Here is a 13,003-nt window from a genome sequence, read left to right as displayed (position 1 = left end):
CTACGGGCGGCTTGGCTTCTTGCTGGATACCTTAAACAACCGCGCCTGAGGAAGCATTTGGGTAACCTTGGCCAGATCATAAGAATCATTATCCTGGATCGCGTGCTCAATCTCATTGGGGAACGCCTTGGCGTAATTGAGCGCTGCCTGGACTTGTAAGGGCGAGCGTTGCAGATGCTCCGCCGTCTTTTCGATATTTCCCCCCATTGCCCGCGCGATTTTCACCGTCATCCAAACCGGCAGCCTGGCGCCTTGGAGGTAGGCCTGGCGCCCAAGCATAGAATCCCGAAAGTCTATAAAAGCGAACTCGTCACGACGGAGGCCCTCCTCCAACAGAATCGCCCCGGTTTCACTCGGGGAGCGGCCAAGCCGCCGGGCCTTGCGCTTCAGGCGCTTGGCCTGGTCCTCCGAAACCCTCAAACTGACAACGGTGGATGGCATATTGTTTACAATCAATTCTTTTGTAAACATATAATGCACTTGAGCTTAGTGGTCAATCCCCAACTGAGTCGGCTATTCTCTTCGAAGTGCCGGCTTATTGTTTGCGCTTAACAGGTTACCCGGCCATTTCGGTGCCGGGTCCACAGACCAGACCAGCCGGCCACCTTCGAAAACCGCGCTCCTCCGAAACGGGGCTGCGAGCTCTTCATCGTCGAAAATCATCACATGAGGAAGTTCGCGAATGGCGGCTGTCAGTCCATCCCACGGTCCAACCGGTAATTGATCACAATTGCCAACCGCCCTTTGGGGAGTGATGATTCTCCAACTTGATGCAACAATTGCGAAGGCTGTTTTGGTTGGCGCCATGGCTGGCACTGGAAGCGGCTTCAGTCCCCTTCGCGCGGGCCCAAGCCCCTTTGCCGATCTACTCTGATCACCTGCTGAACGGATTTCAGGACTGGGGTTGGGCTTCGGTCATCAGCTACACCAACACCGCTCCAGTGCATTCCGGCAGCAGTTCCATTGGTGTGTCGGCCAGTTATTGGCAGGCGCTGCAAATTGGGGGCAGGCCTTTCAGCACGACGCTCTACAGCAACCTGGTGTTTTGGATAAACGGCGGGGCAGGGGGCGGCCAGAGCCTCCAGGCCCAGGCCGTGCTCGCCTCCGGTTCAGCCGCCACTTACGTGCTGCCCGGAACGCTCCCGGCCAACACCTGGAAACAATACAGCATCCCGCTCAGTGCGATTGGGGCCGCAAACGTCACCGATTTCGAAGGGTTCTTCATTCAACTTCGCAGCAGCGGCACTACCAACACATTCTACGTGGATGATGTCCAGCTTACGTCCAAACCAGGGCCGGCATTAGTACATCTCAACCTGAATGCCAGCCAGGCCGTTCGTGGGGTGGACGTGCGCTGGTTCGGCCTCAACACTGCCGTTTGGGACGGCAATTTTAAAACGGCCACATCCATTTCCCTGCTCAAGGAAGCGGGAGCGCGGATTCTGCGATTTCCTGGCGGCTCGCTTTCGGACCAATACCATTGGGCTTCCAATACAACGGAAAGCAATAAATGGACGTGCGCAACTTCCTTCAGCGATTTCGCCTCTGTGGCTACAAATATCGGCGCTCAGGCGATCATTACAGTCAACTATGGCAGCGGCACGGCTGCCGAGGCGGCTGCCTGGGTGCGGGATTCCAACATCACGAATCATTACGGGTTCAAGTACTGGGAGATTGGCAACGAGGAATATGGCGCGTGGGAAACCGATACCAACATTCCACCCAATGACGGCTACACCTATGCCAACCGCGCGGCTCTCTACATTGAGCAGATGAAGGCAGCCGATCCGACTATCAAGGTCGGCATCGTTGTGACTCCGGGCCAGGACAGTTCGGTCAATGGCAACACAACCCACCCAGCCACAAATTCCATCACCGGCCAGGTCCATTACGGCTGGACGCCGGTTGTCCTGGCGACCCTCAAGGCCCTGGGGGTGACCCCAGACTTCGCCGTGCACCATCGCTACCCCGAATACACAGACCCCAAGGTGCTGCCTGCCTGCCCTGACAGTGATTCGTTGCTGCTCCAAGGCGCCAATGGATGGACGGGGGATGTGGCAGACCTGCGCCAGCAGATCACAGGTTATTTCGGCGCAGGCGGCACGAACATCGAGTTGGTTTGCACGGAAAACAACAGCGATGCCGGCGCGCCAGGCCGGCAATCGACCAGCCTTGTCAACGGCCTCTATTACGCAGCCACTTTAGGCGAATTAATGAAGACCGAACTCAACGGGTTTGTTTGGTGGGATTTGCGCAATGGCACTGATACGACCGGGAGTTTCGATCCATCGCTCTATGGCTGGCGCACCAATGGCGACCTGGGGATGATTGGCAATCTGTCCACTCGCTATCCGCCTTTCTACGCCGCCAAGCTGATGCATTACTTTGCCCAACCCGGCGATACCATTCTGAATGCTGCAAGCGATTATCCCTTGCTTTCAGCTTACGCCGCAAGGCGCGCCAGCGGGGCCGTGTCGCTTTTGGTGCTGAACAAGGATAGCGCCAGCAACTTCAATGCGCAGGTGACCCTGACCGGTTTTGTGCCGAACCTTTCGGTCCCGCTCCTTTCCTTTGGCATCCCGCAAGACGAAGCCGCGCGCACCAATGGACCTGTTTCAGCCCAGGATATTGCAACCAACAACTTTCCGTCCGCCGGCGCAGTCTTCAACAAGAGTTTCCCGCCGCTATCTTTGAATCTGCTTGAACTCATCCCCGCGCCGCCGCGATTGAGTGTGCTTGCTATCAGCCAACCCGGCGCCTTGGGGCTCGCGCTTGAGGGGCAGTCCGGTGTGCGGTATGTCTTAGAGAGCTCAACCAACTTGACTGTTTGGAACAGCGTTTTGACCAACACGCTAACGGGCCCCACGCTGAACTTCACCAGTGCTCTGCCCGCCGGACCCGCCCAGATGTTCTGGCGCGCACTGTGGCAGCCGTAACCCGGCTTTCTGACGACGTCCATTCCATCGCTTCGTCATTTTTTACGGGTTTAAGAGCGGAGCCTTCTCCGCCGCACGCTTGCTGGAGGACCACAGCCGGCTTGTTGGAGGGCGGTAAAGCAGCCCTCAGAAAAGCCAGCGCAAGCCAACGCAAAACAGGCAGCAAATTAGCGAGCCTAGGCCAAGAACAACTGCGCCAGGAAGGCGTTTCTGAGGAATCTCGAACCACATATACAAGCTGCTGAGAACCATGAAAATTAATCCGATTGCAACGGCATCCATCGAAAATGCCCACAAAGTAGCCAATGCCCAGTCGCGGCTGTTGCGAGGGTCGTCCATTTGAACGCCCGTGAACGTGTGCAGCGCTTTGATCACCCCCCAAAGATTCACGTCACTTTGCTGCATGGTAACGCGCTTCCGCGCCAAATCGGCTTTGATGAAGAAAAAATGGCCCGGACGCCGGACTTGGAACTCAAACTGATTAGGGTCCGTCCTTGTTACAGTCCACAGAATCTCGCCCCTAATGGCGAGTTGTGTCATAATCGCGCGCGCCTGCGCGAGGTCGCCCTTTGCCTCAAGCGCGGGGCCGGCAATCTCGCGCTCATAATTCGTCTGCTTTCGGTTTTTCCAGAATTCCGTAAAGCTCCAGGACGGATGGTTCAGGATGAGGCCGCTGAAGGCAAACAGCCATACGAAGAATAGCAGAAATAATCCGCTGTAGAAATGGAGCTTGCGATTCCAGCGCTCGAATCCGGCTCGGAACCGAGGGGTAATCGGCGATTTGCCGGGACCTATTGGTTCAGTGAACGAGGGCATAGGCCATTCCGAAAAACGATAACGCCCCGGTCGTCTCGCGTCCAGGGATCGTTACAGGTATGATCAGCTTTTCCTCTTTGACCATATGCCGAACGAATCCAACCTCACCACGGACGCCCGCTTTCTCAAGGGCCGGCTTGAGCGCATCGATGAGCGGTCGTCCCGAGAGCATCGCCAAGTCGCCTGGAAGCGGCAAGGCTGGTACCACGCGGGTGGTGGAAGTCTCTGAAGCGATCCTCGGCAGCCAGGAGTGTATCAGAAAAAACACACTGATGGCAAAGACGAGCACCAAAGGGCTGATGAAAAGTCCAAAGTACAGGTGAAGGTCTCGAATGAGCCGGTAAAATCGCACTCTCATTCGGCCAGGGCCCTTTCAGAGTTTGAAAATCCCGGAAGACCGTCGCTGTAGGAGAATCTCGCCTGACGGTGTTGAATGTCGATGGGGTTCACAGTCGCAGGTTACAACGACAGACCAAATGGAAACACCAAGAATCCTCGGGTTATTCGCAGGCAGAGCACTCGGTCCATTCATTGCAGCCCTTGAAGATAAACCAACTCCGATGCCCCGGGGGTGCTGAGCGCGATGTGCAGGCCCTCATCCATGAGCTTTGCCCCGACGACCTGAGCACGCGAGACCGCTCCGTCCTCGGACCAGACCTGGTAGGAGCGGGCTCGATCGAGCCCCTTCAACTTCAGCGCGTGACTCGTTTCGACCGCTTTGGCCCCGCGAAACGCGAACACTGCGCCTTTCCCGGTCTTTGAATCCCAGTACTCCGTTCCATCCCAGCGCGCTTCGTCTGGCCGTGTCGAGATGTGATACAGGTCGCCCTGGTTTATCAGCGGACGAATCCACTGTTTGTAAATCTCTATCTGCCGTCTGGCGGCCTCGCGCTGTTCCCCGGACCATGCGCCGGTGTCGCACATGAGTGTAAGCCAACCCATCATGCCGCTCCGCAGCATTGTCTTGAAGGTGGCCAACGAAGGGCCGGGCCGGTTCTCGACGTAACATTCGCAAATCGCCGGCGGCAGCGGATAGCTGGAATCATAAAACGCCCGCCGGTTGCTCATCGGATCGTAAGTGTCCGTAATGCTGATGTAATGGGTGCGCCGGACGATGCCAAAATCCACCGTGCGTCCGCCGTTGACGCAGTCCTCAAAGAGCAACGTGGGATGCTCCTTGCGCAGTTGATCGTACACCCAGTAATAACCCCGGGCCGCATGGTAGGCGACATCCGCCGGGGACGCGGTGTGGTCGTGGTCGGTGCGGTCACAGCCGTCAACAATCATGATCTGATCGTGCTCAAGGAGATCGAGTTTGTAAGAGGTTACGATGCGGCGCAGTTCGCTCAGGCACCAGGCACGAGCCGGGGCCGCGCCGAGGCAAACCGGGACGCCGGTGAAATCGGATGGCTTCCAGGTCGCCGGGTAGTCGCGCGTAAACCAATCACGCTGCTTTGGGTTTGCCACCGCCAACGTTTCCATGTCGCGCATCTCGGTTCCCCCCTGTGTCCAGCCCACCCAGAGGCCGAACAACATTCCCTTGCTATGGGCGTAGTCACTGACCGCCGCCAGCCCATGGGGAAACTTCTTTGCGTTAGGATGCCAGTCGCCGACCGCGCGAAACCAGCCCGCATCAATGTGGAACAACTCAACTCCCAAGGCCGCTGAATCGTCGATCATGTGCCGAGCCAGCGTATCGTCCACCGCCATGCCGCTGCCCCAACTGTTGTTCACGACCAGCGGATAGCGCGCATCGGAAACCGGCGGACGCAAATGCGCCGCCACGAACCGATGCAGGCGATTGGCGCCGTCATCCACGCCCCCTCGATAGCAGCCGAGGAACACCGTAGGTGTCACAAAGCGCTCCCCGTCATCCAACCGGCTGCGAAACTCGCGTTCCGAAGGGTCCAAGCCCGCCGTGACGCTTACCTTCAGTGGGTTTCCCGTGGCGCTCACGTCGAAGCCGACCCGCCCGCTGAATTCGATGCCAAGATACACGCCGGCAGTCCCCGTCGTGTCCTGAATCGAAATCCAGGGGATCATCTCGGTGGCCTCTGCGTACGGGGTAGAGCGTCCTTTGAACCGGTAGCCCTCGCCGACGGGTTCGCGGTGCGTGCCCGCATCCGAAGGCCGGCCGGCGCCCTTTTCCACCCACCAGTTTTCGAGGGAATGTCCCGCCGGTGCTGTCAACGTCAGAGCCAGGGTGGGTTGGAGCGGCGCTTCGAGCACCTGGCTGTTCCGGTTGATAATCTCGAAATGATGCTCGACAGGTCCCGGGCCGGCCTGGGCTCGCCAGATCGAAAGCAGTTCCATCTTTGGCTCACTGGAAACAAATCTCAGGGTTGTCTCGCCGAGCGCATGCCTCCCCTCATTCCCCGCGAACCTCCAGTGCAGCGGTTGGACGGCGTTGTTAATGAACACATGGTCCGGCAGGGGAACCGCAACCGGTCCCGCGATCCATTCCGGCTCGCCGCCGGCAGAGGACAACGAGGTGATGGCGAGTCGATCGGCGTTGACCATCACCGTAAGGGAGGTATCGGCAGTGCTGAACGACCACCGTTCCTGGCCGTGGACCAGGACCGCCATTGCGAAAAGAGGGGCAAAGCGGATAAAGCTTCGAACCATGCCAAAGGGCGGGTGTGTCTGAATCATATGGTTTGGCTAAACAAAAGGTCCAAAAGTTGAAGTCGCAGCGGCTCAGGAGACACATTTAGAATCACTCAAGAATGCAAATCCAGCCCACTGAGATAGGCTCTTGCTGCCAACTGCTTTGATGCTTGGCTTCGGGGAGATTCTCAAAGGCTGTGTCCAGGGGCCAACGGGCCCTGAATGAAGACTCAGTTCGAGATTTGGCGCTTTGATTTCTCTGTTATTTTACGCTCCCATGCCTTCTTCGAATGAGCCGGCGGCCAGCGGGAAACAGAGGTTATCGCGCACGTATTGGATACCGTTGGCGCTGGTTGCGTCCAGGTCGCGGTAAGCGCTTTCGGCCTCGACTACCAGCGGGGCGGTCTTGACACCCATAATTTGGCAATAGCGTTGCGGGTAGCCCGTGTGAATAAGCAACTCCACATACCGTGCCATGTTCAGGTCGCCGCTCGGGATATCGACAAATTGCATGGCGCGTTTCTGCCAACCCGGCTCCATCATGCGCAGGGGCAAGCCCGGGCGGATAACGAAATTCTTCACATGACACGCATAGATGCGCGAGGCCACTTTCAGGAAACGAGTTTCAAAGCTCTCTCCTTCCCAGCAGTGGGACGGATCGGCATTGACGCCCAGGCTTTTGTCCCCGTCACAAATCTGGACCAGCATATTAAAATCGTCCGCGCACATGGCCCCGGTGCCGGGATGAATTTCATGGCATAGAACGATGCCGAGTTTGTTGGCGTGCTGGCGGATTTTGGCAGTTTTTTTGACAAACCGCTCCTGACCTTCTTTGATGAGGTCATAATCGCCGCCCTTCCAAAAGCCCCAGGGATAGCCCGTAGCCAGCTCCCACCCAAATGCCACGCCCCAGAACATCGGGACTACCTTGATGCCAAGCTCCGCGCAGAGGTCCAGCAGCCGCAGCACATAATCCTCAGCCCATTTCTCGATTTCGGTGGCGGATTTCTTTGCCACGTCGGCAGGGGTGAATGGCCGGATGGTGGGGCTGCCCGTCCAGGCGGTTGTGTGGACCCAAATCGGGCAGTGGGCCGAGACGCCATCAAGGGTCATTTTTGCTTTTGCGAAGGCGCTTTTAACGTCCTTGGCGCTCATGAGACCTTTGTCGGTCGTGAGCATATAATTGGATGGCTGCGCCCCCGTGGCGCCGGATTTTTTGGCGTAATCGAGAAATTGGCTGAGGCTTTTGGCGCCGTGCTGCGCGCCTTCGATGCTGGGGTGGAAGCAGTTTTCGGCCATAGGTTTTGGAAATAAGAGTTTTTATGTTACTGACGGGCCAGAGCATTAACCGCCTTGAAAATCAAATGCAACACCAATTTTAAGGCGTTGGCTCTTGTCAACTAACCGAGCCGGTCCTAGATTTCTGCCGTGCATCAAAACGGGGAAACTCTGATTCAGAAACCGGCAACCCCTCCGGCACGGGCCCGGTTGACTTGGCCGCCGAGGTGATTTCACTGGGGGACCGCAATCGCGATCGCATCGAAAAACGCGATCTCTACGAACAATATGGCGTGAAGGAATACTGGCTGATCGATCCGGAGGCTCAAACCATCGAGGTCCTGCACCTGGAAAGTGGCCGTTACCAGCTATCCATGCGTTGCGCCTCAGGCCAAACCGCTGGCTCGAAGCTCCTGCCAGGATTTGAGATTGCAGTAACGCCGCTTTTCGAGGGCGCCTGATATTTCGCTCGAGGGAGGGCGGATTTTGACGATGATTTCCGCCAGACTCCGCCGCTAGGTGACAGGGTGTCGCCTTTTGAGCATGTCGCTGACGAACGGTCCCTTTGCCTTGCAGTATTCGAGCGAATCATCAATCCCCATCGCCAGTATGGCTCTCTTGTGCTCTTCATAGCTCTGCCTGAGTTCTGAGTCACGAATGAGCTGTTTCTCGGAACCAAACCATCTCGTCATGCTCGTCGGATCCCAGAGCGATGACGTGGGCGTGAAGGCGAAACGGACGGCCACGGTACTCAACACATCCCAGGCGCATGGGTCGATTCTCGGGGAATGGCTCCGGGCCGCCCTGCCTCTGAAATCCGAGTCCATCGAGAACCGCCTTCGCGCTGTTCAGAAGCCCCTCTGGATATAAAATGGCCAAGTCAATGATGCCCTTCCCACCGCAGCCTGAGACAGAAGTGCTGCCGACATGCTCAACCTGCAACCGTGGTTCGACACTTTGGACGCCACCCCGAATCGGCCGCGCAACCTCTCTAACGTCGGGGTCGTAAGCTCGAAACTCAGCACGCGCTGAAGAATAAGGAAGGATACGCATACCGGCGAACGTGGAGCAGTGTATCCGTAACGGTCAGAGACACAAGGCTCCGAAATGTCATGTTTCAGGCATAGTGGGCGTGAACCCATAACAAGATGCCCATCCATCCGGGGAGTTTCCTGCTGTTTGGGCTGGGGACGCTCACCGCGATTGCCAAACACAAACGGACGAAGCCAGCGTATGCCGACCCTCTCTCATAATTCGCCGCTCAAAGCCTTCGGCACTGCAATCGGGGATGCTCTTCTCCGCGCGCTGCTCATTATAGTGATTCTGGAGGCCGGATGGTGGGCCCCTTGTTCATACCTGGAGGAAAGGTACAGCATATTCTCTCAGTTTCCTATCCCTTTGGCGGAGGCTGCATTCTCCAGCGTTGGAGCCAAAGCGACTTTCATGGCGAAAGGTTTAGCGTGCGGAACGGGCGTTGTCGAAACGCCTCAAGTGCCGTCACGCCTGCAGGTGGGCAACCATTTCATCCTCCGGGGCGAAAGTTGAGGAGGGACTCTCCGAAGTCCGAATGACGCTGGGCTGAGCGGGTTCTGGCCGGGCCGACAAGAGCTTTCCGAGGGCGCAGAGCAGCTCAGGCCCCGTGAAGGGCTTGGCCAGGAGGGCGTCCACCGGATTGCTGGCGTCGCGACGGGCACTCCAAGAGCCAGTGATCATCAGGATCGGCAGCGACGGAGCCAATAGCTTGATGGCGGCCGCAAGCTCGTTGCCCTGCATCACCGGCATGTCGAAGTCCGTGAGGACAAGGTGGAACTCACCGATGTGGAATAAGTTCAGCGCCTCGGCCCCATTGCTGGCCTCGGTGACCTGATGCCCTTCCAGTTCGAGCATCATGCGCAAATACTCGCGGAGAGGCGCCTCATCCTCCGCGATGAGTATGCGCGCGCCGCGACCCTCGCCTTGTTCCGCTCTCAAATCGCGCCCAACCCAAGGCGCCTCAGCTCCACCGGTGTGCACTGGGTTGAAGCCTGCTGAAACGGGTTGTCTATTCTCGATCATTTGTCCCACTTCCTGCTCGGGTTGTTGCGAGCTTGATTGGCTCCGCGCCGTTATAAACCTTGCCCTCATCGTCCCCCTCGGCCGTCATGGCTGCGGAAATCGTTTGGCGGTGAACCCCGAGCTTCTGCGCCGCCAGCGAAATGTTATTGCCCACGAGTTGAACGACATGCCGGATGTAGCGGTACTTGACCTCATCCAGCAGCAGGATGTCCTCCTCGCGCCGGGGCAGGAAGACATCGGGAGCGGCTTCCAATCGGCCCATCCAACGATTGACCCGGGTTGCCAGGGCGCTGCCCCCTAGGGCCTTTTCCAAAAATTCGTCCGCATCGGCCAACAGAGCATCCATCTTCACGTTGTAGGGCTTGCCGCTCATAACGATTATCGGCATGAACCCAGAGATGCATCGTGCTGTCCGCACCACTTCAGTGGCAACATGGTCCAGGAACCAATCCACGAGCACGACCGAAACCTCATTTCGCGCCAGGGCCTCGATCGCCTCTGAAACGGAACTAGCCGTGATGCAGGAAATGCCCTCGGCTTCGATACAGTCCGTTATGTACCGACGAAAGTCTTGATCGGCATCAACCACCAGCACGCGCTTTCTGCCATCGGTTTTTGGTTCTTTCATATTCATGGACGCTTAATTGTGGAAAAATCACCGCAGAAACCGTGCCAAGTCTAGTTTTTCAACATATCAAAGGATTATGATGGAAAAATCATCAACCATACCGCCCCTGGTTGTTCCAATTCTTGACACATGTGTTCAATTAATGGACAAGTGGAGGCACCAAAGCGAGGTAACATTGAGTCTTTAAAGGCGGCGGAGGAGAGGACATCATTCCGCCGCCAGGTTTCGCGGCAAGGTGTCCAGACAATCGGATATCTATAGCCCTTGAAATTGTGGGTGGCAGCGGGATAGCCTGCTTGAGTCCGTTGGTGGTGAAGCGGTAGCAATAGGAGTGGGGGATATCCCCTCGACCAGGCCATGGAGTCGGAGTCATTGCGTCAGGGGACACACCGGGCTTGCGAGGGGATGCTGAGACCGGGTCGGCGCTGGCACAGCGCCCCCAGCCCCAACCAGCGTTATTTGGTTGTGGAAGACGCGCCAATACCGCCGGGGAGTCAGGGGCAAGGGCAACGGTGCTGATTCTTGATACAGACCATTTGGGCGAGTTCGATGAGGGCAGTGCCGCCGGGGGCCGGCTAACAGTTTCGTGGTTGGGCAGCCCAGATCCACCGAATGCACGCCGATCCGCACACCCAGATTCCCGCCTACGCCCGTCTGCAACGTCGCCGTAAATGGCGGAATAAACGCCCGAGGAGACGCTGCCCATCCGCCCATAAGAATCGTAACCATAGGCGGCGGAATAAATGGTCGAGGGCGTGGCGTGGCGTGAGAGGACCTAGAGCAGGTCGCGTCCATAAACCGGGTTGATGTGATTGGTGACCGTGATGCCCGCGAGCAAACCGTTTGTGTAGGCTGTCGAAACCATGCGCCCGGCATAATCGTAGGTCAGGACGCTGTCGCCCGAGTTGTCCATGACGATGGCGGGTTTGCCCAGCCGGTTCAGGTACAATTGAACATCATTTGTAAAAAGCACGCTGGTGCCGTCGGAATATGCGATTCCGACCAGGTCGCCGTTGCAGGTGTAGAGGTTGGTGCTCGCCACTCCGCGAGCCCAGATGCGGCTTTTAAGCGTGTGGTTATCGTAATAATCGAACTTAACCGCCTGAGCAGCAGCGTCGGTTTTGTTGGTCAGCAGGCCGGTGGCCTCATCATAGGACCAATGCGTAACGTCGGCTGTTGGGCTGTGTCAGAAGGCCAGGACGACCCGGTCCACCCGCTCCCCCCCGCGGTAGGTGGTCAGGGTGATCAAGTCCCCATAAACGTTATATTCCATTTTCTGGGGATATGGCACATCGCCCCAAATGAGGGTGGGCTGGCCAAAGCCGTTGTAGCTTTAGTAGGTCTTGTGCCGGTGGGGCCGGTGGTGCATTGAGGCTGCCGGCATTGCGCAGTGCTCGTGCCATGGATGGAATGCGAAGCAGGACAGGCGATCAATGTCAACGCCAAATGTCAAAAACCCAAAGAGCGACGCTCAAAAACACGAGCATTGGCGGGCCGCAAAGGATCATTGTTTCAAAGGTAACACGTCGCTGAAGAGGACCAGAAAGTACTAGACCTACCGCCCACCCCAACGAAACAAGATGCCATTTCAGGTGGGTCGAAGCCCATACGAGCATTGAAATCGCCGAAATGACCGCTAATGTCCCTGAGATTATGCAGACACGTTTGCCCACTACCTTATTGGCCCAGGGAGGCAAATTCGGCAAATACACCTATCCTTCAATATGTCCGGCGCGCGCCTTCCACACCAGTTGGGAATGCGTGTATCGCTCGGTCGAGTGGTTTGTGCAATAGGGTCTGGCGCATCGGCAACTTCAAGCTGTTCAAGCCATCGGTGTGGACGAGATTCACTGGGGCAAGAGCACGCGGGCGGACAATTTCCTGACGGTGATCTACCAGATTGACCGCCACTGCCGCCGTTTGCTGTGGGTGGGCAAGCGCCGCACCCAGGCCACGTTGCGCCGGGGCTTGAAGGCCCTGGGCACCGAAGTTGTGAAAGGACTTTGCTTTGTGTGCAGCGATATGTGGCGGCCCTATCTGGGCGTCATCGCTGCTCAAGCTAACCAGGCGCTGCACGTGCTGGACCGTTTCCACATCACCTCGCAATTGAACCAGGCGCTGGACCAGGTCCGTCGAGCCGAAAGCGCACAGTTGCGGGCCGCGGGCCGGGTGGAGCCCGAGCGGCTCAAGAACATGCGCTGGAAATTGCTGCGGCGCACCAGTCGTGTGCGTGGCAAGGCCAAGCGCGAGTTGGGACGATTGCTCAGCACGAAGCTGGTTACGGTGCGTGCCTGGGCACTCAAGGACCTCTTCGAACACTTTTGGACCTATAAGTCGCTGCGCTGTGCCGGTGAGTTTCTCCAGTTTTGGACTTGGCGCGCGGTGCGCAGTCGGATTGAACCCATGAAGAAGGGCGCTCGAACTCTTCGCTCTCACGAGGAACTGATCCTGAACTGGTTCCGCGCCAAGGAAGAGATCTCCGCGGCCACCGTCGAGGGCCTGAACAACAAGATCCGAGTGGTGACCAGACGGTCCTACGGCTTTCGCACCTACGAAGCGATGGAAACTGTGCTGTATCACACGTTAGGAAAGCTCCCCGAACCCAATGAGTTCACCCACAGATTTTGCTGACGAGGCGTTATTTTAACACTGGCATCCCACAAGCGACAAAATTCGAGCGTGA

At 57.5% G+C, this 13,003-nt stretch carries 12 protein-coding genes and 1 pseudogene; 5 read left to right on the top strand and 8 right to left on the bottom strand.

The genetic code is table 11. The features are described 5' to 3' along the window. Positions 1-471: a transcriptional regulator gene (locus tag VG146_12065; protein HEV2393083.1), complete on the bottom strand. Its 471-nt coding sequence runs from the start codon at positions 469-471 to the stop codon at positions 1-3. Positions 472-770: 299 nt separating this feature from the next. Between VG146_12065 and VG146_12060 the strand changes: the two genes are divergently transcribed. After that, complete coding sequence (locus VG146_12060; GenBank protein HEV2393082.1) at positions 771-2,936, top strand: alpha-L-arabinofuranosidase; 2,166 nt, start codon at positions 771-773, stop codon at positions 2,934-2,936. A 126-nt stretch (positions 2,937-3,062) separates the two neighbouring features. Here the strand turns inward: VG146_12060 and VG146_12055 are convergent, their stop codons facing one another. The 4 genes from VG146_12055 to VG146_12040 all read right to left on the bottom strand — a co-directional run bounded on the left by VG146_12055 (position 3,063) and on the right by VG146_12040 (position 7,658). After that, a complete protein-coding gene (locus VG146_12055) occupies positions 3,063-3,752 on the bottom strand; it encodes a PepSY-associated TM helix domain-containing protein (protein ID HEV2393081.1) in 690 nt (229 codons plus the stop codon). Continuing rightward, positions 3,736-4,110, bottom strand: coding sequence for a hypothetical protein (locus VG146_12050; GenBank protein ID HEV2393080.1), 375 nt, complete (start codon positions 4,108-4,110; stop codon positions 3,736-3,738). The genes VG146_12055 and VG146_12050 overlap by 17 nt, the downstream gene beginning before the upstream one ends. 170 nt (positions 4,111-4,280) lie before the next feature. Further along, a complete protein-coding gene (locus VG146_12045; GenBank protein HEV2393079.1) occupies positions 4,281-6,404 on the bottom strand; it encodes an alpha-galactosidase in 2,124 nt (707 codons plus the stop codon). A gap of 222 nt (positions 6,405-6,626) precedes the next feature. After that, a complete protein-coding gene (locus VG146_12040; GenBank protein ID HEV2393078.1) occupies positions 6,627-7,658 on the bottom strand; it encodes a TIM barrel protein in 1,032 nt (343 codons plus the stop codon). 182 nt (positions 7,659-7,840) lie between these two features. Between VG146_12040 and VG146_12035 the strand changes: the two are divergent. Together VG146_12035 and VG146_12030 are read left to right on the top strand one after the other, a co-directional pair. Further along, positions 7,841-8,098, top strand: a pseudogene (locus VG146_12035) (Uma2 family endonuclease). A gap of 229 nt (positions 8,099-8,327) precedes the next feature. After that, the gene (locus VG146_12030; GenBank protein ID HEV2393077.1) at positions 8,328-8,507 is read left to right on the top strand and encodes a hypothetical protein; all 180 of its coding nucleotides are present in this window, start codon (positions 8,328-8,330) and stop codon (positions 8,505-8,507) included. A gap of 627 nt (positions 8,508-9,134) precedes the next feature. On the opposite strand, the gene VG146_12025 is transcribed toward VG146_12030, so the two are convergent. From VG146_12025 to VG146_12015, 3 genes are all read right to left on the bottom strand, one after another. Beyond that, positions 9,135-9,692, bottom strand: coding sequence for a response regulator (locus tag VG146_12025; GenBank protein ID HEV2393076.1), 558 nt, complete (start codon positions 9,690-9,692; stop codon positions 9,135-9,137). After that, complete coding sequence (locus tag VG146_12020; GenBank protein HEV2393075.1) at positions 9,679-10,320, bottom strand: response regulator; 642 nt, start codon at positions 10,318-10,320, stop codon at positions 9,679-9,681. Before VG146_12020 ends, VG146_12025 begins: the two co-directional genes overlap by 14 nt. 775 nt (positions 10,321-11,095) lie before the next feature. Then, positions 11,096-11,362, bottom strand: coding sequence for a hypothetical protein (locus tag VG146_12015; protein HEV2393074.1), 267 nt, complete (start codon positions 11,360-11,362; stop codon positions 11,096-11,098). A gap of 587 nt (positions 11,363-11,949) precedes the next feature. Here VG146_12015 and VG146_12010 point away from each other — a divergent pair. Both VG146_12010 and VG146_12005 read left to right on the top strand, forming a co-directional pair. After that, entirely contained in the window at positions 11,950-12,114 is a 165-nt protein-coding gene (locus VG146_12010) for a hypothetical protein (GenBank protein HEV2393073.1), read from the top strand. A gap of 42 nt (positions 12,115-12,156) precedes the next feature. After that, entirely contained in the window at positions 12,157-12,951 is a 795-nt protein-coding gene (locus tag VG146_12005) for a transposase (GenBank protein ID HEV2393072.1), read from the top strand. The last annotated feature ends 52 nt before the right edge of the window (positions 12,952-13,003 follow it).

The organism is Verrucomicrobiia bacterium (genome assembly GCA_035946615.1).
Classification (GTDB): Bacteria; Verrucomicrobiota; Verrucomicrobiia; order Limisphaerales; family UBA8199; genus DASYZB01.
The sequence above is the reverse complement of the archived record's forward strand: the minus strand, read 5'-3'. Positions and strand labels throughout refer to the sequence as shown.

Excerpts from the sequence above, each read along its gene's own strand:
- VG146_12045 (HEV2393079.1), bottom strand. The coding sequence starts at position 6,404 with ATGATTCAGACACACCCGCCCTTTGGCATGGTTCGAAGCTTTATCCGC.
- VG146_12020 (HEV2393075.1), bottom strand. The coding sequence starts at position 10,320 with ATGAAAGAACCAAAAACCGATGGCAGAAAGCGCGTGCTGGTGGTTGAT.
- VG146_12060 (HEV2393082.1), top strand. The coding sequence starts at position 771 with ATGCAACAATTGCGAAGGCTGTTTTGGTTGGCGCCATGGCTGGCACTG.
- VG146_12050 (HEV2393080.1), bottom strand. The coding sequence starts at position 4,110 with ATGAGAGTGCGATTTTACCGGCTCATTCGAGACCTTCACCTGTACTTT.
- VG146_12065 (HEV2393083.1), bottom strand. The coding sequence starts at position 471 with ATGTTTACAAAAGAATTGATTGTAAACAATATGCCATCCACCGTTGTC.
- VG146_12010 (HEV2393073.1), top strand. The coding sequence starts at position 11,950 with ATGACCGCTAATGTCCCTGAGATTATGCAGACACGTTTGCCCACTACC.
- VG146_12040 (HEV2393078.1), bottom strand. The coding sequence starts at position 7,658 with ATGGCCGAAAACTGCTTCCACCCCAGCATCGAAGGCGCGCAGCACGGC.
- VG146_12030 (HEV2393077.1), top strand. The coding sequence starts at position 8,328 with ATGCTCGTCGGATCCCAGAGCGATGACGTGGGCGTGAAGGCGAAACGG.
- VG146_12055 (HEV2393081.1), bottom strand. The coding sequence starts at position 3,752 with ATGCCCTCGTTCACTGAACCAATAGGTCCCGGCAAATCGCCGATTACC.
- VG146_12025 (HEV2393076.1), bottom strand. The coding sequence starts at position 9,692 with ATGATCGAGAATAGACAACCCGTTTCAGCAGGCTTCAACCCAGTGCAC.